Genomic DNA, 23225 nt, shown 5'->3' with positions numbered 1-23225 from the left:
TTTGTAGCGAGAGAAAATTTATGAGCCACAGCGATACCATTGTTGCCCAGGCAACACCGCCAGGACGCGGCGGCGTAGGCATTCTGCGCGTCTCTGGCGCGCAGGCGGCAGAGGTCGCCCGCCAGCTGCTGGGCAAGCTGCCTAAGCCGAGATACGCCGATTATCTGCCGTTCACAGACAGCGACGGCAGCGTGCTGGATCAGGGCATTGCGCTGTGGTTTCCTGGTCCCCACTCCTTTACCGGTGAAGATGTGCTGGAGCTGCAGGGTCACGGTGGCCCGGTGATCCTCGACCTGCTGCTGAAGCGCATCGTCGCGCTGCCGGGCGTGCGTATTGCCCAGCCGGGTGAGTTTTCAGAACGTGCGTTTCTGAATGATAAGCTCGATCTGGCGCAGGCCGAAGCGATTGCCGACCTGATTGATGCCAGCTCTGAGCAGGCGGCGCGTTCGGCAGTGAACTCGCTGCAGGGCGTTTTTTCCACCCGAATCAATCATCTTGTAGAAGCACTCACTCACCTGCGAATCTATGTCGAAGCCGCTATCGATTTCCCGGATGAGGAGATCGATTTTCTCTCTGACGGCAGAATCGAAGCGCAGCTGAATACGGTGATCGGGGACCTGGATGCGGTCCGTGCCGAAGCGCGTCAGGGCAGCCTGCTGCGTGAAGGGATGAAAGTGGTGATTGCGGGCCGGCCGAATGCGGGCAAATCGAGCCTGCTGAATGCGCTGGCGGGCCGTGATGCTGCCATCGTCACAGACATTGCGGGCACCACCCGTGACGTACTGCGTGAGCATATTCATCTCGATGGCATGCCGCTGCATATCATCGACACCGCCGGTCTGCGTGAGGCCAGCGACGAAGTTGAACGCATCGGGATTGAGCGCGCCTGGCAGGAGATTGAACAGGCTGATCGCGTGCTGTTTATGGTAGATGGCACGACGACCGATGCCACCGAAGCGGCGGCTATCTGGCCCGATTTTGTCTCCCGTCTGCCGCCGGAACTGCCGATTACCGTGGTCCGCAACAAGGCGGATGTCACCGGTGAGCCTCTCGGTCTGACAGAAGTAAACGGTCACTCACTGATTCGTCTGTCGGCACGCACCAGCGCGGGCGTCGATGCACTGCGGGATCACCTGAAGCAGAGCATGGGCTTCGCCGGCAATATGGAAGGGGGCTTCCTGGCGCGTCGTCGCCATCTGCAGGCGCTGGAACGGGCGGCAACGCACTTACAGCAGGGAAAAGCGCAACTGCTCGGGGCATGGGCTGGGGAGCTACTGGCGGAAGAGTTACGTCTTGCCCAGCAGGCATTAAGCGAGATCACCGGCGAGTTTACTTCTGACGATCTGCTGGGTCGCATCTTCTCCAGCTTCTGTATCGGTAAATAACCTTGCAGGCCTGATGGCGACCTGCCGTCAGGCCTGATTTTCCGCCACGCTGCCTTCCCTGTTATTCCCGTCTCTGCGGTGATTCTTGCTGATATGTTATTTTGCGGCGGCCCGGCATTGCCGTATAACCATTAAAGCGCCGATCTGACGTGCGGCTAACCGTTGCGTTGCGTCCTCCCCGCATCATTCTGCCGCGTCGGCCCGGAAGCACACCCTATCTGTGAACATCTTTGGGCGAAACTTGTCGCCTCAAACAGGAGAGTTGCATGAGTACACCGCTCGACACTGCCGCACTGGATACGCTGTTTAATGATGCCCGCACCCACAGTTACTGGCAGGAAAAGCCAGTCGATAACACCCTGCTGGAACAGCTCTATGCCTTAACGGCGCTGGGCCCAACCTCGGCGAACTGCTCGCCTGCGCGTTTTGTTTTCGTGACATCGGCGGAAGGCAAAGAGAAGCTGAAACCGGCACTCTCTTCCGGCAATCTGGATAAAACCATGAGCGCACCGGTTACAGTGATTGTGGCCTGGGACCGCGAGTTCTATGAGCAGCTGCCCGCGCTGTTCCCGCATGCTGATGCGCGTAGCTGGTTTACCGGCAGCCCGGAAGCGGCGACAGAGACCGCTTTCCGTAACAGCAGCCTGCAGGCGGGTTACCTGATTCTGGCGGCCCGTTCGCTGGGTCTGGATGCCGGTCCGATGTCCGGTTTTGACCCGGCGAAAATCAATGATGCCTTTTTCCCCGACGGTCAGTATCAGGTTAACCTGCTGATTAACCTCGGCTACGGTGACGCGTCAAAACTGCATCCGCGCCTGCCGCGCCTGAGCTTTGAGCAGGCGAGCCGTTTCGCCTGAGGCTACCCGCGTCGCGATTCGGATCGCGACGCGTAACTCTGCTCCATTCCTGCCAGCCTGCGCTTTCTGATCATCCTATTCCGAATTTAACCTAATCTGTGCGTTGCCGGGTGCATTAAGGTAAGAAAATTCCTACAATAAAGCTGATGATTATCTGACCATTTTCACGGAGCGACAGATGGCTGGTCATTTTGTACGCTGGACGGGTGATCCCGGCTTCCCGGCTAAAGAGATGCGCATTCCCCAAACAATCAGAGACACGGCACAGCAGTTTGCTGACAAACGCCGTGGACGTTTTCTTGCCGCGCGCACCCTGCTGGCACAACTGATGCTGCGGGTTTATGGCATTCATGAGTTGCCGCACCTGATTATCCAGTGCAACGGACGCCCCGTGTTTGCTGACAGCGATCTGCCCGATTTCAGTATCGCCTATGCGGGCAATACGGTGGGTGTGCTGCTGGCCGAAGAGGGTGGACGTGCCGGTCTGGATATGGAGATTGTGCATGCGAGGAGCCGTCAGACTCAGGAGCAGCTGATTCACGGATTAACCTCAGGTGAGATCGCCTGGATCAATGCCCAGCAGGATGCCATGGAAGCGGTGACGCAGATCTGGACGTTACGCCAGAGCATTCTCAAGCTGACGGGAGAGGGTAATCGGGGACTGGATTCGCTGCGCCTGTTGCCGGGTGCAGGCCGGCTGCGATCGTCACTCTACCCCGACATTCAGGTGGTATGTGATGCGGAGCCTATGCTGGTCTGGTCATGTGCACTGTCGTCTGCCACCCAGCGTCTGCATCTGTGGGAGATGGATAACGCTTTTCAGTGGCGTGCATTACGCGAAATCGAGATGGGTAAACCCAACATCGGGCCTCATGCCCTGCGGCTGACCAGCCTGCCCAGCGAGCGCAATCTGCATCCTGAGATGTGAAAAAGCCGCAACCTGTGGGTTGCGGCCCTCAATGCATTTAGTGCGCGTCTAGTGCGTGTCAATAAAGACAATCTTCAGCACAAACAGCAGGGCGACAATCACCACGCAGGGGCTGATTTCACGCCAGCGGCCGGTGCCCACTTTCATGACGCAGTAAGCGATAAAACCCAGCGCAATGCCTTCGGTAATGGAAAAGCTGAAGGGCATCATGGCGGTTGTCACAAACGCCGGAACGGCTTCGGTTAAATCATCCCAGCGCACGCGCGACAGGCTGGCCGTCATCAGCACGCCGACGTAAATCAGCGCACCTGCGGCGGCGTAGGCTGGCACCATCGCGGCCAACGGTGACAGGAAGGTCACCAGCAGGAATAGCAGTCCGGTGACCACGGCCATCAGGCCGGTACGGCCACCAATCGCCACACCTGAGGTGCTCTCGATATAGGCGGTTACGGATGAGGTGCCCGCCAGCGCACCACTCACTGAACTGATGCTGTCGACATAGAGCGCCTGCTGCATGCGCGGGAAGGTGCCGGTTTCATCGGTCAGTCCCGCTTTGTCGGTGACGCCGATCAGCGTGCCGGAGGAGTCGAAAAGATTAACCAGCATAAAGGAGAAGATCACCCCTGCCATGCCGATGTTGAATGCGCCTTTGATATCGACCTGTCCGACTACCGAAGTAATGGAGGGCGGCGCTGAAAACAGGCCAACAAACTTCACGTCGCCCAGCATCCAGCCAATAGCAGTGGTGATCACCATTGAGATCAGCACGGCTGCGTGGATATTCCGCGACGCCAGAATGGCGATAATAAAGAAGCCCAGTGCGCCCAGCAGTACGCTGTGTGAGGTCAGATTCCCCACGGCCACCAGGGTATCGGGATTCGGCACGATAATACCGGCATTCTTCAGCCCCATCATGGCGATAAACAGGCCAATACCGGCAGTAATGCCGACGCGCAGGCTGAGCGGGATATTGGCAATCATCCAGTAGCGAACCCGCAGCAGCGTCAGGATCAGCAGGCCGACCGCACCCCAGAAGATCGCGCCCATACCGACCTGCCACGAATAGCCCATCGCGCCGACCACGACAAAGGCGAAGAAGGCGTTCAGCCCCATCGCGGGCGCCAGCGCCACCGGCAGATTGGCAAACAGTCCCATCAGAATGCTACCAAAGGCGGCAATCAGACAGGTCGTCACAAACACCGCCTGGGTATTCATGCCGGCGACGCCGAGGATCTGTGGATTGACAAAGACGATATAGACCATCGTCAGAAAGGTGGTGATACCCGCGATCACTTCGGTGCGCACCGTGGTGCCATGTTCCTGCAGCCTGAAGATGCGCTGTAAAAGGCCTTGCTTGCTCATGCCATCCATCCAGAAGAAAAAATCATCGGCGCGTATCCTGGCGATTTTACCGGGGCAATACAATGATTTTTCGCAACCGATTGCCACTCTCGCAATCTGCGCTGAGTGCGGTAGAGTGGGAACCACACCCCTGAATCAAAGGATAGAGTCTGATGTCAGTTGAATGCGTCTTTTTTGATTGCGATGGCACGCTGGTGGACAGTGAGTTGCTCTGCACCCAAGCCTACGTCAACACCTTTGCCCGTTACGGACTGGCACTGTCGCTGCAGCAAATGTTTGAAAAGTATAAGGGCGTCAAACTCTACGACATCATTCGCGACGTGGGCGACGCGCATCAGGTGAGGCTGCCGATGGAAGAGGTGGAAACCGCTTATCGCGCAGAAGTCGCGCGATTGTTTGATCAGCAACTGCAGCCAATCGCAGGCGCGAAAGCGCTGGTTGAGCAGATAAAGGTGCCGATGTGCGTGGTCTCAAACGGGACGGTAAAAAAGATGCAGCACTCGCTGGGCTTAACCGGCATGCTGCCGCTGTTTGCGGAGCACCTCTACAGCGGCTATGACATTCTGCACTGGAAGCCCGATCCGGAACTGATGTACCACGCGGCGGAACAGATGCAGGTGCCGATTGAGCGCTGCATTCTGGTGGATGATTCAGAAGCAGGCGCCCGCGCCGGTATCGCCGCCGGCATGCCGGTCTACTACTACTGCGCTGACGCGCACAACCCTGAACTGGACCATCCGCTGGTGACGCGCTTCGACGACATGGCACAACTGCCTGCGCTGTGGCGCGCCCGTGGCTGGGATCTGGTGTAGTACAGGGCAACACATGACACACACCGTCTGGTTTTTAACCCTGCCTGGCGTGATGGCGCTGGATCTGACCGGCCCGGCTGAGACGCTGAAGCTGGCGGGCGACCGCTTTACGCTGCGCTATATCGGTCCACAGCCGGAGGTGATCTGCTCCACCGGCATGACCATTGGCGGCATCGAACCGTTACCCGAACAGTTGCCTGCCGACAGTCTGCTGGTGGTGCCTGGCGTCTATGACTCGCAGATCTGTTATGCCATGCCACAGGCCGGAGAGGCGCGTGAGTGGCTGATGCGACAGCGTACTGCGCTGCGCGCGCAGACCTTTATGCTGGTCTGCGTCTGCTCAGGCGCGCTGCTGGCGGCGCAGGCGGGCATGCTGGATGAGGTTCACTGCACGACCCATCATGATGTCATTGCCCGCCTGAAAGCCGCGGCCCCGCGCGCACGGGTACAGGAGAACCGCGTGTTTGTCGGGCATGAGAATATCTGGACCAGCGCGGGCATCACGGCGGGAATCGATCTGGCGCTGCATCTGGTTAATCAGCTCTGTGATACGTCCACGGCCCTGGCAGTGGCGCGGGAGATGGTGGTCTGGTTCCGCCGTGCCGGTGACGATCCGCAACTTTCGCCGTGGCTGCGTTACCGCAACCACATGCATCCGGCCATTCATCGGGCGCAGGATCTGATGATGGCTCATCCTGAGCACGGCTGGACGCTGACCGAGCTGGCCGGACGTACCCACGTCAGCAGCCGCCATCTGGCGCGGCTGTTTCGCCAGCATCTGGGGATTAGCGTGCGGGAATACCTTGAGCAGCTGCGAGTAGGCGTGGCGCGCCAACGTCAGCAGCAGGGTGAATCTGCCGAAAAAGCGGCGCTGGCGGCGGGGTTTTCATCGGCGCGTCAGCTTCGACGCGCCCGCCAGCGTGAAGCCGATCAGCTGACAAAGTGACGGGAATCGACGCGTTTCAGTGCCATCCCCATCAGCAGGCTGCCGCCCAGCGTCAGCCCGAACACCCAGGGCAGGTCGAGCCACGGCTGCGACATATCATCGTAGTGATGCGTGCGCAGAAAGTGAATGAACAGCGCGTGAAAACCGTAAATCGGCAGTGAATAACGTGCAATCACCGTAAAACCAGGCAAGGTGCGCTGATTCAGACTGTTTTTAAAGACGATCAGCAGGCTGATCGCGGCGATAAACACCAGCGGTCCGCAGTAGAGATACCAGGTATCATTAAACGCCCCGTTGACGATCAACGCCTTTTTCGTCCCCAGCGTAATACCAATCACACAGGCGATAAACAGTCCGGCAGCCAGCGGCGTCAGGCCGCGCCGGCTGGTCTCCATGGTGCCGATTGCCCGTCCCAGCAGCGCATAAAGCAGGTAGTAAATGCTGTCGCCGCTGACATAAAGATTAACCGGCAAAAAATGAAACGGCCCCAGCGACTGGTTGACTGTATTTGGGTTGGCGAGCACCGCCAGCACCAGCACCAGCAGCGCCACGTAACGCGCCTGCACGGTTTTCACCTGAATCAGGGGTGACAGCAGATAGATGCCGATCAGCGCAAAGAAGAACCACAGATGATAAAACACCGGCTTCTGCAGCATCTTCAGGATTGAGCGACCTTCGCTGATGGGCGTCAGCCAGGTGATATAGGCCAGCGATACTGCGCTGTAGAACAGCAGACAGAGCACCAGGCGGAGCATATGGCGCGGCTGGGCGCTGCGTTCGCCGAAAAACAGGTAGCCGGAGATCATAAAGAACAGCGGAACACAGACGCGTGATGCTGAGTTAAGCAGATTAGCCACATCCCAGGTAGTGCCGCTCACCGCCATCGGTCCAGTGATATACCAGGTGGTGGTGTGAATCACGATCACCATCAGGCAGGCAATCGCGCGTACATTATCGATCCAGTAAATCTTCTGCGGCATGGCGTCCTCTTGCGCATAGCGTCCGTGCGCAAAAGGGTAGCCAAATGCGACCAGAGCAACAACTGTTGCCAGCAGGATTCGGAGCCATCTGTATGCCAGCGCCCTGAATCACCGATAAAACGCGCCGGCACCGCCTGGGATTTACGGCTGCACATCGCGCGGTCAAAGGGTATACTGTCGGCCTCTTTTTTTAATCTAACCGAAGCGCGTGCACACTCAACATGCAAAAGTTTGATACCAAAACCTTTCAGGGGCTGATCCTGACCTTGCAGGATTACTGGGCGCGTCAGGGCTGCACCATTGTCCAACCGCTGGACATGGAAGTGGGCGCTGGCACTTCACACCCGATGACCTGCCTGCGTGCATTGGGCCCGGAGCCGATCGCCGCCGCTTACGTGCAGCCATCACGCCGTCCTACCGATGGCCGCTACGGTGAAAACCCGAACCGTTTACAGCACTATTACCAGTTTCAGGTGATCATCAAACCGTCACCGGACAACATTCAGGAGCTCTATCTCGGCTCGCTGAAAGAGCTGGGTATGGACCCGACGGTGCATGACATTCGCTTCGTGGAAGATAACTGGGAAAACCCGACGCTGGGTGCCTGGGGACTCGGCTGGGAAGTGTGGCTCAACGGCATGGAAGTAACACAGTTCACCTACTTCCAGCAAGTCGGCGGCCTGGAGTGTAAGCCGGTGACCGGTGAGATCACCTACGGCCTGGAGCGTCTGGCGATGTACATCCAGGGCGTCGACAGCGTTTACGATCTGGTGTGGAGCGACGGTCCGCTGGGCAAAACCACCTACGGCGACGTGTTCCATCAGAACGAAGTGGAGCAATCCACCTATAACTTCGAATACGCCGACGTTGATTTCCTCTTTACCTGCTTTGAGCAGTACGAGAAAGAGGCGCAGCACCTGCTGGCGCTTGAGAAGCCGCTGCCGCTGCCCGCCTACGAACGCATTCTCAAAGCGGCACACAGCTTTAACCTGCTGGATGCCCGCAAAGCAATTTCGGTAACGGAGCGTCAGCGCTATATTCTGCGCATTCGTACCCTGACCAAAGCCGTGGCTGAAGCTTACTACGCCTCTCGCGAGGCAATGGGCTTCCCGATGTGCAATAACAAAAAGTAAGAGGCAGCCATGACTGAACAAACCTTCCTGGTGGAGATCGGCACCGAAGAGCTGCCACCTAAAGCCCTGCGCAACCTGGCGGAAGCCTTTGCCGCGCAGGTCACCGCTGAACTGGATGCCGCCAACCTGAGCCACGGCGAGGTTAGCTGGTTTGCTGCACCGCGTCGTCTGGCGCTGAAAGTCGCGAACCTGAGCGCCTCACAACCCGATCGGGAAGTGGAAAAGCGCGGACCGGCGATCGCTGCGGCGTTTGACGCTGACGGCAACGCGACCAAAGCTGCTGAAGGCTGGGCGCGGGGCAACGGCATTACCGTCGATCAGGCTGAACGCCTCGCCACCGATAAAGGCGAATGGCTGGTTTATCGCGCCCAGGTCAAAGGCGAAGCGGCACAGGCGCTGCTGCCGACGATGATTGCCACTGCACTCAGCAAGCTGCCGGTGCCAAAACTGATGCGCTGGGGCGACAGCGATGTGCAGTTCGTCCGACCGGTTCACACCGTGACCATGCTGCTGGGCGATGAGCTGATCCCGGGCACCATTCTGGGCATCGCGTCAGACCGGATTATTCGTGGTCACCGCTTTATGGGTGAAAGCGAAATCACGCTCGAAAGCGCCGATCACTATCCTGATGTACTGGAAAAACGCGGCCAGGTCATTGCCGACTATCAGGTTCGCAAAGCGATGATCAAAGCCGATGCGGAAGCGGCCGCACGCCGCTTAGGCGGCAACGCCGATATCAGCGACAGCCTGCTGGAAGAGGTAACGTCGCTGGTGGAGTGGCCGGTGGTTCTGACCGCGACCTTTGAAGAGAAATTCCTCAAGGTGCCTGCGGAAGCGCTGGTCTACACCATGAAAGGCGATCAGAAATATTTTCCGGTGTATGACGATGACGGCAACCTGATGCCGAACTTCATTTTCGTCACCAATATCGAATCCAGCGATCCGCGTCAGATTATCTCCGGCAACGAGAAAGTAGTACGTCCACGCCTGGCCGATGCCGAATTCTTCTTTAATACCGACCGCAAAAAGCGTCTGGAAGATCACCTGCCGCGTCTGGAAACGGTGCTGTTCCAGAAAGAGCTGGGCACGCTGCGCGATAAAACCGATCGCATTCAGGCACTGGCGGGCTGGATTGCCGGTGAAATTGGTGCAGATGTGAATCACGCCACCCGCGCGGGCCTGCTGTCGAAGTGTGATCTGATGACCAACATGGTCTTCGAGTTCACCGACACCCAGGGCGTGATGGGCATGCACTACGCGCGTCACGATGGCGAAGCCGAAGATGTGGCGGTGGCGCTGAATGAGCAGTATCAGCCGCGCTTTGCCGGTGACGATCTGCCGTCCAGCCCGGTCGCCTGTGCGCTGGCGATTGCCGATAAAATGGATACGCTGGCCGGTATTTTCGGCATTGGTCAGCATCCCAAAGGCGACAAAGATCCGTTCGCACTGCGTCGTGCGGCGCTGGGCGTGCTGCGTATCATCGTAGAGAAGAACCTGTCGCTCGACCTGCAAACCCTGACCGAAGAAGCGGTAGGTTTGTATGGCAGCAAGCTGAGCAACGCCCGCGTAGTCGATGATGTGATCGACTTTATGCTGGGTCGCTTCCGCACCTGGTATCAGGAAGAAGGTCATAGCATTGATACGCTGCAGGCGGTCCTGGCGCGTCGTCCGACCCGTCCTGCTGACTTTGATGCACGCATGAAAGCGGTGTCGCACTTCCGTACGCTTGAGGCCGCCGCAGCACTGGCGGCGGCGAACAAACGTGTCTCTAATATTCTGGCGAAATCGACCGAAACACTGAATGAGAGCGTGCAGGCGTCGCTGCTGAAAGAGAACGAAGAGATCCAGCTGGCGACGTTTGTCACCGCGCTGAGCAGCAAGCTGCAGCCTTACTTCGCTGAAGGCCGTTATCAGGATGCGCTGGTCGAACTGGCTCAACTGCGTACCGCGGTAGACAACTTCTTCGATAAAGTAATGGTTAACGCCGACGATCAGGCGGTGCGGGTTAATCGCCTGACGCTGCTGTCAAAACTGCGTGAGCTGTTCCTGCAGGTGGCGGATATCTCACTGTTACAGTAATCCTCTCTGTGAAGAGCAAAAAGGGACGAGCAATCGTCCCTTTTTTTATGGGATTTTTTGGTCCTAAAACCTGTTTGGTCTGTCATTAAATCTCAGCATTTTAAATAACCATTTTATGGCGCGTTTCGGATTGCTTTTAACAATAAATTCAATTTAAGACAGTTTTTTCCCGGAAAATAATTTTAAAACAGTGACAGGTTTATTTAAAAAGTATTTTATATCAATAGTTTAAATTGTAAATGAAAGTGCGAGTTATCTGATGCGTTTTCGTTAATGCAGGCGTCTGTTAGCCGACCAAATATTAAGCAGCTTTATTGTTTTTTATGTTTCAAAGTGTATAATTCTCCGAAATTTACACCCAGTTACATTTTAATGAAATGGAATTTTCATGAAACGGATTTTTTTAACGTTCTGGCATCCGCCAGAACGTCTTCTCCCCATGGCAGCAGGCGCGCTGCTCTGCTCTGCTTTCCCACTGATGGCCGCCTCGCCAGCCGATAATCCCCGCGAAGAAGGCCAGGCAATTGATGCCCGCGAGCAACTGCGTCAGCAGACGCGCGAGCGCGTGCTGCAACAGCAGAATGCGCCGCAGGCGAATGAACATCTTCCCCGTCCTGATATTCGTCTGCCCGGTTATCCTGCTAATGAGCAGCCCTGCTTTACCATCAATCAGATCGCCCTGACGGGCGACGCAGCCAGCCGTTTTCAGTGGGCACTTGACGCCGCGGCAGACGCCACCGGCCGCTGCCTTGGCGGACAGGGCATCGTGCTGGTCATTAACAAAGTGCAGAATGCGATTCTTGCCAAAGGGTATGTCACCACCCGCGTCATGGCGCAGGAACAGGATCTGACGAAGGGGGTTTTGACGCTGACGTTGCAGCCTGGCCGTATCAGCCAGATCCGCTTTGATGAACCGGTTTCCTGGCGCGGACGGCTGTGGAATGCCGTTCCGGCGTCATCGGGCGATATCTTGAATCTGCGCGATATCGAGCAGGGGCTGGAGAACTTCAAGCGGGTGCCCAGCGCCCGTGCCGACATTAAAATCGTGCCGGGCGAGCAGGAAGCCACCAGCGATTTGCAGGTCAACTGGCGGGAAGGCCGTCCGGTGCGGCTCAGTCTGGGTCTGGATGACAGTGGCTCAAAAAGCACCGGACGCTACCTCGGTTCCGCCACGCTGGCCGTGGACGCACCCTTTGCGCAGAACGATCTGTTTTACGCCAATTTTGGCAAAAGTTTGTTTGAGCATGGGCCGTTCGGCAACCGCTCGCATACCCTGAATTACTTTTTCCCGATCGGGTACTGGGCCGTTTCCGCCAACTACAACGACTACACCTATCACCAGACCATCCCGAATGCCAATGAGGTGCTGCGCTACAGCGGTAAGAGCGACAATACCCAGCTCACGGTCTCCCGCTTGCTCTACCGCGACCAGTCCAACAAAACCACGCTGAATCTGCGCGGCTACCGCAAACACTCCACCAACGCCGTCAACGATATTGATATCGGGCAGCAAAAGCGGCGTACCGCGGGCTGGGAGCTGGGCTTGAATCAGCATAGCTATCTGGGCAGCAATACACTGGACGCGAATATTGCCTGGCGGCGCGGTACAGGGGCATTCAATGCATTACCTGCACCGGAAGAGTCGCGCCATCAGGGTAGCGCGCGTACCGGCATACTGCTGGGCGACCTCGGTATCAACCATCCTTTCGCCCTGGGCGAGCAGCCCTGGCGGATTTACAGCAGCATGCGGGGACAATGGAGTCCGAATGCTCTGACGCCGCAGGAGCGCATGGCGATTGCCGGGCGTTATACGGTACGCGGCTTCGACGGAGAACAGATGCTGTCAGGTGAAAAGGGGCTGCTGTGGCGTAACGAAATCGGCTGGAATCTTTTCTCGCGCGGGCATGAGCTCTATCTGGCTGCTGATTATGGCCGGGTAAGCGGGCCTGCGACTCGCGATCTTGTCGGACATCAACTGGCAGGCAGTGCAATAGGCATACGCGGCGCACTTTGGGGACGCTTCAGCTACGACCTGTTTGCGGGCATTCCGCTCTATAAACCCGCGGGTTTTCATACCTCAGGCGCGACGGCGGGTTTCAGCGTTAACCTGGAAATCTGACCACCAAAGCGGGCGATCCCGCTATCTGAACAAAGTGACTTTCACATGGATGTGACCCATGAATAAACATTGCTATCGCATTATCTTCAGCCGCACCCATGGGGAACTGCGGGTGGTGTCAGAACTTGCCCGCAGTTGCAGCACTGAACCCGGCCAGAGCCGTGGCAACGGCGCGGCGCGCCTCTGGGTCACTGTTCGCCGTGCGACGTGGCTGCTGGGACTGGCCCTGTTTGCCGGGCCAGCAATGGCGAACGGCATTGTAGCGGATAGTAATGCTACGCCAGGTCAGCGACCGGATGTTATCGCCACCCAGAACGGGCTGCCGCAGGTCAATATCGCCGCGCCCAATCAGGCAGGACTCTCGCATAACCAGTATCAGCAGTTCGACGTCGCGCAGAACGGCGCCATCCTGAATAACTCCGCGGTGATGACCTCAACACAACTGGCTGGAATGATTCAGGGCAACCCGAACCTCAACCCAAACACCCCAGCGGCGCGGGTAATCCTCAACGAAGTAAACAGCAATAATCCCAGCCAGCTGCACGGTTATATGGAGGTGGCGGGCGGACGGGCGCAGGTGATCGTTGCCAACCCGGCCGGGATTGTCTGTAACGGATGCGGCACCATCAACGCCGGCCGCATGACGCTGACCACAGGCAAACCGCAGCTCAACGCCGACGGCAGCCTGGCGGGTTATCAGGTTGAACGCGGCGTGGTGCGCATTGAAGGCGGCGGACTCAACGGCGATGCCCGTCATGCTACGGAATATGTCGACGTGCTGGCCCGTGCGGTAGAAATTAACGCGGGCGTCTGGGCCAAAAAAGAGCTGGCGGTGGTGGCCGGTCGCAACCGCGTAAGTGCAGACGCACAGACCGTCACACCGCTGGCTGACGACGGTAGCGCCAGACCTGAACTGGCGATCGACATGGGGCAGATGGGCGGCATGTACAGCGGCCAGATCCGCATGATTGGCACCGAAGCGGGCGTCGGTGTGCGCAATCAGAATGCTCAGGTGCAGGCGGGTAAAACGCTGGTGGTAAGCAGCGAAGGTAAGCTCGTCTGGCAATCGGCGGCACAGGATGGCGTCACCCAAGCCGCAGGCGATATCAGCCTGGCGGCCAGAGACAGCGTTGATTATCAGGGCAAACTCCACAGTGGTGGTCAGCTGACGGTTCAGAGCCGCGAAGGTGGGATTACCCAATCCGGCACGCTGGCGGCGGCAGGTGATGTAAAGCTGACGGCAGCCCGCAGCATCCAGAGCAGCGGATACCTGCTGGCAGGCAGCGATGCCAGCAGCCAGGTTGTACAGGAAGCCAATCTGCAGCTGGAGAGCCAGGATACCCTACGCGCCAGCGGCAGCCTGTTGAGCAAAAAAGAGGTCAGCGCACGCGGACGCCGCGTCGATCTCAGTGGTGCTCAGGTCGCCGCCAGCCGCGCAACCCTGACGGCTCAGGAGGGGGGTGTTGCCGTGCGGCAGGCGGTGATCAATGGTGATGAGCTGGTGATTAATACGACCGGTGACATCGAGGCGCAGCAGGCGCAGATTAGCGCCGGAAGCTGGCAGATCGATGGACGCAGCCTGTTCAGCCAGCAGGCTGGATGGTCGCAGACCGGAAGTGGCGAAAGTCGTTTCACGCTGAGTGGTGGGCTGGATAACAGCGATGGAGCGATTGAGAGCCGGCAGCTCAGCTTCCAGGCCGCCTCGCTGAACAACCAGCGTGGCCGGATGGTTGCGCTTGATAACGCGGCGCAGCACTGGCGGGTTGATGGACTGCTCGACAACACGTCGGGTGAACTGGGCAACAACGGCGATCTGACGCTTGAGACAGGCAGCCTGAATAACCAGGGCGGCACAGTCAAAACCCAGGCATCGCTGGCTATTAATGCCAGCACGGCTGTTAACAACGGTCAGGGTAAGCTGCTGGCCGGTGATGCGCTGACGTTGCGCACCGAGGGCGATCTTAATAACCGCGATGGAACGCTTCAGAGTAACGATCTGACCACACTGGCGGCGCGTGAGATGCAGAATGAGGCAGGTAAGATCCTCGGCGGCCAGCAGCTGATCCTGAATACCTTGGGACAGCTGAGCAACCGTTCAGGTGAAATCAGCGGTAAATCCCTGATCCTTAACACCAGCCAGATCGATAATACCGGGGGCAAACTGATTGCGCTGCATGATCTGAGCCTGAAGACGCCACAGGGCCTGGACAACAGCGGTGGCTGGATCGAAGCGGGTCATCATCTCTCTCTCAACAGCGGCGGACTCTGGCAGAACCGCGACGGTACAGCGCAGGGCGGTGAGCGGGTCACGGCGACGGCAGATCAATTCAATAATGCCAGTGGCCGGTTGCAGTCTGGCGGTAATCTGGACCTGACCAGCCGTGGCGATATCCTCAACCAGGGCGGTAAACTCACGGCGCAAAATGCCCTCGCGATCCATGGCACCTCAGCGACGCTATTTGATAACGAGGGCGGATCGCTGCAAAGCGGCGGTGGTCTGCTGCTGCAGGGCGGCACACTGAACAATCGCCAGTCAGGGCAGATTCTCAGCCAGCAGGCGCTGATGCTGAACCTGGCGGGCGACTGGGACAATCAGGGCGGCACCCTGACTGGAAACGGCAGCACGCAGGCCAGCGCCGCAAATCTGTTCAATGCCCAGGGCGCGATCAATGCGCTGGACACGCTGGATATGCAGTTCACCGGCCGTCTGGATAACAACAATGGCCGTATCTTCAGCCGGTTAAACCAGACGCTCCAGGCACAAAAGATGGGCAATGCGCAGGGCTGGATGGGCAGCCAGGGGCGCTGGACTGCCACGACTGCCGGTTTCGATAACACGGCGGGCAGCGTACAAAGTCAGCAGCAGGCTGAACTCACCGCGAACTGGCTCAGTAACACCAGCGGCGTGTTGCAATCGGCTGCTGGCATGGCGTTACGTATTTCGCAGGATATCAACAACCTTGCCGGTAAGGTCTCTGCTCAGCAACAGCTGACGGTGCAGGGCCAGACCGAAGGCAATCGCACCGGCAACATAAACAATGCGGGCGGTCAGTGGCTGGCTGGTGAGGCGCTGACTATCACTGCTGCCCGTCTCGATAATACCCAAAGCGGCTTGCTTTACAGTCAGCGGCAGTTGAGGCTGAACCTGGCCGGGGATTTGGATAACCGGGCCGGTAAGATGCAGAGCGGCGAAGCGCTCCAGCTGGATGCGCAGACGCTGAACAACGCAGGCGGCAATATCGACAGCCAGCAACAGCTGACACTTCAGCTGTCAGGGCAGTTTGATAACCATGGCGGTGCGGTACACAGCAATGGCGGACAGCAGATCAATGCCGCAACGATCGATAACCGTCAGGGCGTGTTCAGTAGCCGTGAAGCGATTAATCTGACCACCGGGCAGCTAGAGAATGCCAGCGGCACACTGATTAGCCAGGGCACGGGAAGTTATCGCGTCGGCACGCTCAACAATCAACAGGGCAAAGTCCACAGCGGCGCGGCGTTGACCCTTGAAGTCGCACAACTGAACAATCAGGGCGGCCAGCTTGTCGCCACGCAGGATCTCGTGCTGAACGCCACGGCAATCGATAACAGCACCCAGGGTGTGATCAGCAGTCAGGCGGGACTCTCTCTGCAGGCCGATCGCCTTATCAACCGCGACGGCGGCCTGTTACTCGGCACCACCTACACCGACATTTCTGCCCGTGATATCGATAACAGCGCCGGACGGCTGCAAAGCGCTGGAACGCTCATGCTGCACGGTGTTGCACAGCTGGACAACCGGCAGGGACGGGTGCTGGCGAATGGCGATCTCACCATCAACGGTGATCTCTCACGTGCGACTTCACCGCTGGCACTGCTCAATCAGAGTGGACGGCTGGAGAGTGCTGGCGCATTAAACATCCATGCACACTCTTTTGATAATCAGGGTGGTACGCTGCTGGGCCTGCAGGCCTTAGTGCTGACCGCGCAACAGGACTATACCCGCCAGGCCGGTGAAACCATCAGCAGTAACGGCACGGTGACAGTCTCACTGAGCGGGGCGTTTACTAACCTGGTTGACTGGCTGCTGCCGGGTAATCTGGTTCTGAATGCGGCAGGCATAACCAACCCGGCGATGCTGGTAGGCAAAACAGTTCAGCTTACTACTGGTGCACTGCTGAACAGCGGGCGTCTTGAAGCGGATGCCTTAACGCTGAATGTCGACTGGCTGGATAACCGTGCCGCGTTGATGGGTGATGAAGTCACCGTGCGGGGCCGGGTGATCGACAACCACGGACAGCCTGCGGTCATTGCGGCAACTCAAAGCCTGACGCTGCAGGCCCGCGAGCGGCTGAGCAACAAAGAAGGCGCGCTGCTCTATAGCGGCGATCGCCTGTCGCTGCACAGTGATGACCTGATCGAGAACCGGGCGAGCTTTATTGAAGCGGACGGTGATATGACGCTGGAGGCGCGGCGGCTCGATAACCTGCGTGAAGGGCTGTTGATAGAGCGCAACGCTGAGACCAGCGACTACAAGTGGCATCGCTATCATTACTACTGGCGCTCGTTTGGTGAAGAAGTTAATACCGATGCCAGCACGATGCAACCCAACACCCAGCAATTAACATTCCGGGATGATGCGGCTGCTGAAAGTAATCCTTATGGTACGTTGCTGAACATTGACGCTGCTGCTAAGCGAGCCCAGGTGCGGGTGAAAGACAATACAGGGCAACTGATCAATTTGTGGGTTAATTATCTTGCCCTGATCCCTAATACAGATGGCAGCTATGCCATGACATTCTATGACGTGCGTGGATGGAATCAGGATGTTATTCCAACGCCTTATCAGAACTCCTTCCGACGTGAACATGATATAGGGCAAGCCGTGGTATGGGACCCTGAACGGTTCATAGATATTGCATCTGCGCCATTTGTAAGTGATTACAATAACTTGCGTGAGCGTACGGTGACGGGCACTGTGACAGCAGACAAGCTTGTTTCCGCAGGTAATGGCGCACGTATTCTGGCGGGCGGCAACATGATGCTGCGTATTAACGGCAATTTACTCAATGATGCCAGCGTGATTACGGCTAACGGCAATCTGATAATGGATGGCGGGGGAAATGTCGATAATCGGGGATATTCGGTTAACGAGCGGCGTCAGGAATACATCGTTGATCATTATGATCAACATAAAAAGCACGGGTATCCGACTTTCAATCTCGACCAGACCACAGCCCTGGCAACCGTTGACGGCATTATTACCGGCAACGGCAACGTCACTATTAACGGTGCCAGCATCAGCAACATCACCGTTAATCAGGCGCAGATCAGTCAACTTGAAGCGGCGCTGCAGGCGGTGGACGCAGAGCGTGCGGAATATGAACGAAATCCGTTGGCCTTTGCCGTAGACGGCATTGCCCGTCATGACGGCGACACAGAACTTGCGGCGGGCGGCCAGGTTACGCAGTCCGGCCTCAGTTCCCCATCTCAGCCAGGACGACCGCTGTTACCGGCAGAACTGGCCCTGACGGCGCTGCAACAACTGGAAAGAGTCGCCACAACCATCCCCAATAACGGCCTGTTCAGTCAGCGTACGGCGGCGGGCAGCCCGTATCTGATCGTGACTGACGAGCGCTTTACCAGCCAGAGCAGATTTATCAGCAGCGACTATCTGCTTGAACGGGTGGGCTATGACCCGTCCCAGGCGCATAAACGCCTGGGAGATGGGTTCTACGAGCAGCGCCTGGTGCGCGAGCAGGTCCTGAAACTGACCGGCAGGCCCTCTATTAATGGAGGGGATGTGATGGCGCAGTATCAGGAGTTAATGAACAACGGCACCAGAGTGGCGCAGGATTTCCATCTGATGCCGGGCGTGGCGTTGACGCCGCAACAAATTGCGGCGCTGCAGCAGGATATCGTCTGGCTGGTCAGCGAAACGGTTGATACGGCAGACGGTCCTCAGACAGTGTGGGTGCCGAAAGTTTATCTGGCACAGAACACGCTGCGCCTGACTGGCGCGGGCGCGGTGATTGGTGGCGGTAATCTGCAGCTCTCGGCAGACAGCGTCACCAACGCCGGTAACCTGTTTGCGGATAAAGCGCTGTCGGTCGACAGCGGTCAGTTCCTGCATCAGGGTGGCGATATCAAGGCGGGCAGCATTGACGTGAAGGCGGAGACGCTGACGATCAGCACCGACCTGCAGAATGCCCTGCGTCAGGCGACGATGAGTGCTGACGATATCAGCCTCAGCGGCACCGATATCCGGCTGCAGGGCGCGAAGCTGGACGCCACCGATAATCTCAGCCTGAGCGCACGCAACAACCTTGAGATCGGTACCGCAAAAAGCAGTCACAGCGGCAGCCTGAGCGTTATCTCCGGGGCAATGGGCAACCGCACCCGAGATGGCCTGGAAGAGGCGGGTAAGCGTATGGCGCAGGTCAACGGCGAGTGGCAGCAGGCAAAGGGCAGCGAGCTTAACGCCGGTGGCAACCTTCTGCTCTCGGCCGGTCGTGATCTGACGCTGACCGGTAGCCAGGCCAGCGCCTCGGGTTCCGCCCGGGTCCAGGCTGGCGGAGACATCCGCATCGGCGCTGAAACCACCACCAATACCACTCATCTTGAGGCCGACAGCCGGACCTCGTCGGTCAGCAACCGTCGTCAGGAAGATCGTCTGTTGCTCAGCACCCTGAGCGGCGATCAGGGTGTGACGCTGGTGGCGGGTAATAACCTGCTGGCCGAAGGTGCGCAGGTTGACAGTACCGAGGGCCGCATTGGCGTCAGCGCGCAGAACGTCACCATTAAAGATGCGCGCGCCAGCCTGCTTGATCAGGACAGCGAAAACAAACGCGAGGGTAATACCCGCACCCACCGTGAAGAGGAAAGCGTGCGCGAGAGCAGCACCGGCAGCACCTTCAGCGGGCAGCAGGGCGTGACGGTGATCGGGCGCGAGCGCGACGTTACCGTGACCGGCAGTACGCTTCACAGCGAACAGGGCGCGGTCGGGCTGCAGGCGAAACAGGACGTGGTGCTGAACAGCGCCACTGAACGTGAGTCACTCTATAGTGAAGAACGCTCAGAGAATAAAGGCCTGCTGAATAAAAGCAGCGGTCACAGCGTGACGCGGGACGTTACCACCCGTGAGAACGGCAGCCTGCTGAGTGGCGAAAGCGTCACGGTCATTGCCGGGCGTGATCTGACGGTGACCGGATCGGCGGTGGCTGCCGACCAGGACGTCAATCTGCGGGCCGGGCGCGATGTGGAGATCGGCGCGGCGACCGAGACCGACAGCCATTATCAGCTGCAGGAGAACAAAAAGAGCGGCCTGCTGAGCAGCGGCGGCATCGGCTTCACCATCGGCAAGCAGTCGACCCGCCATGAAATCGATGAGAAGGGCACGACCCAGAGTCAGAGCGTCAGCACCGTCGGCAGCAGCCAGGGTAACGTGAATGTCACGGCGGGCAACCGGCTGCACGTCGGTGGCGCGGACCTGGTGGCGGGTAAAGACATGAACCTGACGGGCGACAGTGTGAGCATCGACCCGGGCGTTGACCAGCGGACCCGCACCGAGAAGACCGAGACGAAGCAGAGCGGACTGACACTGGCACTGTCGGGTGCAGCGGGTAGCGCGCTCAACACGGCGGTGAGCACCGCGCAGCAAGCCAGGAAGTCGGGTGACGAGCGGATTAGTGCACTGCAGAACACCCAGGCGGCGCTGAATGGGGTGCAGGCGGCGCAGGCGGCTCAGATGGACGGGCTGAATACTGCCGCCGCGAACGCACACAATGCCGCCGGCGACCTGAAGCCGGGTCAGGACGGCTATCAGGAGGGCTCGACCAACACCATCGGCGTCAGCGCCTCGTACGGCAGCCAGTCTTCGAAAAGCGAGACGCGTACTGAGAGCAGTCAGTCGAAGGGCAGCACGCTGACGGCGGGCCGGAATCTTAATGTCACGGCAACCGGCATAAACGGTACGGCGCAGAGCGGCGACATCAGCATCACCGGCAGCCAGCTGAAGGCGGGCGGCGACATGGGTCTGGATGCGTCGCGGGACATCCTGCTGCAGTCGGCGCAGAACACGCAAAGTACTGAAAGCACCAACAGCAGCAAGGGCGGCAGCGTCGGTATCGGCATCGGCGTGGGGTCGGGCGGCTACGGCATCACGGTATCGGCGAGCGTCAACGCGGCGAAGGGCAGCGAAAAAGGCAACGGGCTGACGCACAGCGAGACCACGCTGGACGCGGGCAGCCGGCTCAGCCTGACCAGCGGGCGCGACACGACGCTCACGGGCGCGCAGGCTAACGGTGAGAGCGTGAAGGTGGACGCGGGCCGCAACCTGACGCTGACCTCGGAGCAGGACAGCGACCGCTACGACAGTAAGCAGCAGAGCGCCAGCGCGGGCGGCAGCTTCACCTTCGGCTCAATGACCGGGTCGGCGAACGTGAACGTGAGCCGGGATAAGATGCACAGCACCTGGCAGAGCGTGGCGGAGCAGACCGGTATCTTTGCCGGGAAGGGCGGCTTTGACGTCACGGTGGGTGAGCACACGCAGCTGAACGGTGCAGTCATCAGCTCAACGGCGACGGCGGATAAAAACCGGCTCGACACCGGCACGCTGGGATTCGGCAATATTGAGAACCACGCGGAATATGAGGTGGAGCATCAGAGCGCGGGCATGAGCACCGGCGGCAGCGTGGGCGGTCAGTTCGCCGGGAACATGGCGAACGGGATGCTGGCGGGGCTGAACGGCAGCGGCAGCGCGAATTCGGTGGCGAAGGCGGCGGTGAGCGAAGGCACGATCGTTATCCGCGATAAGGAAAACCAGAAGCAGGACGTGGCAGATCTCAGCCGCGACGTGGCAAACGCAAATCCGGGTCTGGACGTCATCTTTGATAAAGAGAAAGAGCAGAACCGGCTGAAGGCGGCGCAGCTTATCGGGGAAATCGGGGCGCAGGCGGGCGATATCGTCCGGACGCAGGGCCAGATAGCGGGCATGAAGGCGCAGCAGGACCCGAAAGCACTGGCGGCTGCAAGGGAAGAGCTGGCCGGAAAAGGGAAGCTGAACCCGACGGCAGATGAGATAGCGAAGCAGGCTTACGACACGGCGATGAAGCCGTTCGGCACGGGTTCGTCGCTGCAGCAGGGCATCAGCGCGGTGACGGCGGCGGTGCAGGGCCTGTCGGGCGGGAACGTGGCGCAGGCGATAAGCGGCGCATCGGCACCGCACCTGGCGGAAAAGATACATGAGCTGACCACGGATGCGAACGGTAAGGTTAATACCGAAGCAAACCTGATGGCGCACGCGGTGCTGGGTGCGGTAACCTCGTACGCGGCGGGCAATGCTGCGCTGGCCGGAGCCTCGGGCGCGGTGATGGGCGAATACATCGCGCAGCAGATGTATCCGGGCGTTAAACGTGAAGACCTGGACGAAGAACAGCGCCAGACGATCAGCGCGCTGGGGACGCTGGCGGCGGGTCTTGCTGGCGGCGTAGTGGGTGACAGCACGGCGGATGCGGTGGCGGGGGCGCAGTGGGGTAAAAATGCGGTTGAGAATAATTCGCTGTCCGGTGATCAGGCTCGTGCTACAGCTAAACAGGCAGCCGAATCCCTGAAGTATCAGGTCCGGGAAAAGCTGGGTGAAGGTACAACCTCTTCTATCGCCAATGGCATTATCAACGCTCTTGCGGATACCGGCGATGCGGCATTAGGCGGAGCGGATTACGTAGCGGATGCGGCAATGGTGCTGGCGTCATGTGCAACCAGAGATGGTTACTGTGATACGGCGCTTAATGACCTGTCCGGTAAGAATCAGGCGGTGGCAGACAGCGTTAAAGCGCTGATGAGCAGTGATACCTGGTCTGCAGTGAAAGACACGGTTGTGCAGGCTTCCGAAGGAAACCAGGTGGCGCTGGAAGCGACGGGCGGGATGCTGGCCGGGATTATATTGCCGGGTAAGAAAGTGCCTGGTGTCATTAAAGCAGTTGATCCAACTATAAAAATTGCTACAGGGAGTACCGTTGGTGCTTTTGAAGCGAGCCTGTCCAAGCTTCCAGCAGGAGAGCGAGTAGCTATTGTAATAGAAACAGTCAATAAAGTTGTCGTTGAACAAGGCATGGTGAAAGACAATAAGCTGACCAAACTAAATAATCGAGATGTCTACAGAAGTACTGATGGCAATTTATATGCACTTGATACTCAGCATGGGCGATTTGAAGTTGTCAGTCCAAAGGGCAGGCATTTAGGTGAGGTTGATTTCTCAATGCAAGTAAGAAAGCCAGCTGATCCATCAGGTGGCCATAATTTAAAGGTGAAGTAATGCGGCTCATTTATTATAAAAAAGCGGCTATATCGAGAGGAACGGTTTTTAGATTACCTGCTGTCTGGCCATATGAAGAATGGGTCGATTTTATGTTGTTTGAAACTCAGGATGATGAGCGACCATATGGTTTAATCGTTTCCTCTGGATATAAAGCAGGATTATTTTTAGTCAAGTTACCTATCGAAAGTATCTCGGCTGAAGGGCACGGGTTAAGTACAACGTGGGTTATTAACAACTGGGCAAAATGGATCTATCCAGAATGTAATGTTGAAAATGTTCATATTATTGAACAATATAAAGCAGAACCTATTGAGTAAAATATCCCGG

At 58.2% G+C, this 23225-nt stretch carries 12 protein-coding genes; 10 read left to right on the top strand and 2 right to left on the bottom strand.

The genetic code is table 11. The features are described from left to right. Positions 1–20 precede the first annotated feature (20 nt). From mnmE to WFO64_RS15530, 3 genes are all read left to right on the top strand, one after another. Positions 21–1385 carry a tRNA uridine-5-carboxymethylaminomethyl(34) synthesis GTPase MnmE gene (gene mnmE, locus WFO64_RS15540; RefSeq protein ID WP_337012991.1) on the top strand — a complete coding sequence of 455 codons (1365 nt, stop codon included), beginning with the start codon at positions 21–23 and terminating at the stop codon, positions 1383–1385. 266 nt (positions 1386–1651) lie between these two features. Next, a complete protein-coding gene (locus WFO64_RS15535; protein WP_337012990.1) occupies positions 1652–2242 on the top strand; it encodes a malonic semialdehyde reductase in 591 nt (196 codons plus the stop codon). Positions 2243–2420: 178 nt separating this feature from the next. Then, complete coding sequence (locus WFO64_RS15530) at positions 2421–3170, top strand: 4'-phosphopantetheinyl transferase family protein (RefSeq protein WP_337012989.1); 750 nt, start codon at positions 2421–2423, stop codon at positions 3168–3170. A 48-nt stretch (positions 3171–3218) separates the two neighbouring features. Here WFO64_RS15530 and WFO64_RS15525 read toward each other — a convergent pair whose 3' ends face one another. Continuing rightward, entirely contained in the window at positions 3219–4532 is a 1314-nt protein-coding gene (locus WFO64_RS15525; RefSeq protein ID WP_337012988.1) for an NCS2 family permease, read from the bottom strand. Positions 4533–4684: 152 nt separating this feature from the next. Between WFO64_RS15525 and yieH the strand changes: the two genes are divergently transcribed. Continuing rightward, positions 4685–5344: a 6-phosphogluconate phosphatase gene (gene yieH / locus WFO64_RS15520; RefSeq protein ID WP_337012987.1), complete on the top strand. Its 660-nt coding sequence runs from the start codon at positions 4685–4687 to the stop codon at positions 5342–5344. A 13-nt stretch (positions 5345–5357) separates the two neighbouring features. Further along, a complete protein-coding gene (locus WFO64_RS15515; protein ID WP_337012986.1) occupies positions 5358–6290 on the top strand; it encodes a GlxA family transcriptional regulator in 933 nt (310 codons plus the stop codon). Here the strand turns inward: WFO64_RS15515 and WFO64_RS15510 are convergent. After that, positions 6275–7270, bottom strand: coding sequence for an acyltransferase (locus tag WFO64_RS15510; RefSeq protein WP_337012985.1), 996 nt, complete (start codon positions 7268–7270; stop codon positions 6275–6277). The two genes, WFO64_RS15515 and WFO64_RS15510, sit on opposite strands and share 16 nt — an antisense overlap. A gap of 221 nt (positions 7271–7491) precedes the next feature. On the opposite strand from WFO64_RS15510, the gene glyQ reads away from it, so the two are divergent. The 5 genes from glyQ to imm45 all read left to right on the top strand — a co-directional run bounded on the left by glyQ (position 7492) and on the right by imm45 (position 23215). After that, the gene (gene glyQ, locus WFO64_RS15505) at positions 7492–8403 is read left to right on the top strand and encodes a glycine--tRNA ligase subunit alpha (protein ID WP_003849680.1); all 912 of its coding nucleotides are present in this window, start codon (positions 7492–7494) and stop codon (positions 8401–8403) included. Positions 8404–8412: 9 nt separating this feature from the next. Next, on the top strand, positions 8413–10482 hold the full coding sequence (gene glyS / locus WFO64_RS15500; protein WP_337012984.1) for a glycine--tRNA ligase subunit beta: 2070 nt from the start codon (positions 8413–8415) through the stop codon (positions 10480–10482). 388 nt (positions 10483–10870) lie between these two features. After that, entirely contained in the window at positions 10871–12601 is a 1731-nt protein-coding gene (locus tag WFO64_RS15495) for a ShlB/FhaC/HecB family hemolysin secretion/activation protein (protein WP_442956154.1), read from the top strand. A 58-nt stretch (positions 12602–12659) separates the two neighbouring features. Continuing rightward, complete coding sequence (locus WFO64_RS15490) at positions 12660–22895, top strand: hemagglutinin repeat-containing protein (protein ID WP_337012983.1); 10236 nt, start codon at positions 12660–12662, stop codon at positions 22893–22895. After that, entirely contained in the window at positions 22895–23215 is a 321-nt protein-coding gene (gene imm45 / locus WFO64_RS15485; protein WP_337012982.1) for an Imm45 family immunity protein, read from the top strand. The genes WFO64_RS15490 and imm45 overlap by 1 nt, the downstream gene beginning before the upstream one ends. Positions 23216–23225: the final 10 nt, after the last annotated feature.

The organism is Pantoea sp. AS142, assembly GCF_037152305.1.
Classification (GTDB): Bacteria; Pseudomonadota; Gammaproteobacteria; order Enterobacterales; family Enterobacteriaceae; genus Pantoea.
This window is presented reverse-complemented; position numbering and strand designations above follow the sequence as displayed.

What these genes read in the sequence shown, in the direction of transcription:
- WFO64_RS15525 (WP_337012988.1), bottom strand. Translation starts at nt 4,532, where the DNA reads ATGAGCAAGCAAGGCCTTTTACAGCGCATCTTCAGGCTGCAGGAACAT.
- WFO64_RS15490 (WP_337012983.1), top strand. Translation starts at nt 12,660, where the DNA reads ATGAATAAACATTGCTATCGCATTATCTTCAGCCGCACCCATGGGGAA.
- WFO64_RS15535 (WP_337012990.1), top strand. Translation starts at nt 1,652, where the DNA reads ATGAGTACACCGCTCGACACTGCCGCACTGGATACGCTGTTTAATGAT.
- yieH (WP_337012987.1), top strand. Translation starts at nt 4,685, where the DNA reads ATGTCAGTTGAATGCGTCTTTTTTGATTGCGATGGCACGCTGGTGGAC.
- mnmE (WP_337012991.1), top strand. Translation starts at nt 21, where the DNA reads ATGAGCCACAGCGATACCATTGTTGCCCAGGCAACACCGCCAGGACGC.
- WFO64_RS15495 (WP_442956154.1), top strand. Translation starts at nt 10,871, where the DNA reads ATGAAACGGATTTTTTTAACGTTCTGGCATCCGCCAGAACGTCTTCTC.
- WFO64_RS15515 (WP_337012986.1), top strand. Translation starts at nt 5,358, where the DNA reads ATGACACACACCGTCTGGTTTTTAACCCTGCCTGGCGTGATGGCGCTG.
- imm45 (WP_337012982.1), top strand. Translation starts at nt 22,895, where the DNA reads ATGCGGCTCATTTATTATAAAAAAGCGGCTATATCGAGAGGAACGGTT.
- WFO64_RS15530 (WP_337012989.1), top strand. Translation starts at nt 2,421, where the DNA reads ATGGCTGGTCATTTTGTACGCTGGACGGGTGATCCCGGCTTCCCGGCT.
- glyQ (WP_003849680.1), top strand. Translation starts at nt 7,492, where the DNA reads ATGCAAAAGTTTGATACCAAAACCTTTCAGGGGCTGATCCTGACCTTG.
- glyS (WP_337012984.1), top strand. Translation starts at nt 8,413, where the DNA reads ATGACTGAACAAACCTTCCTGGTGGAGATCGGCACCGAAGAGCTGCCA.
- WFO64_RS15510 (WP_337012985.1), bottom strand. Translation starts at nt 7,270, where the DNA reads ATGCCGCAGAAGATTTACTGGATCGATAATGTACGCGCGATTGCCTGC.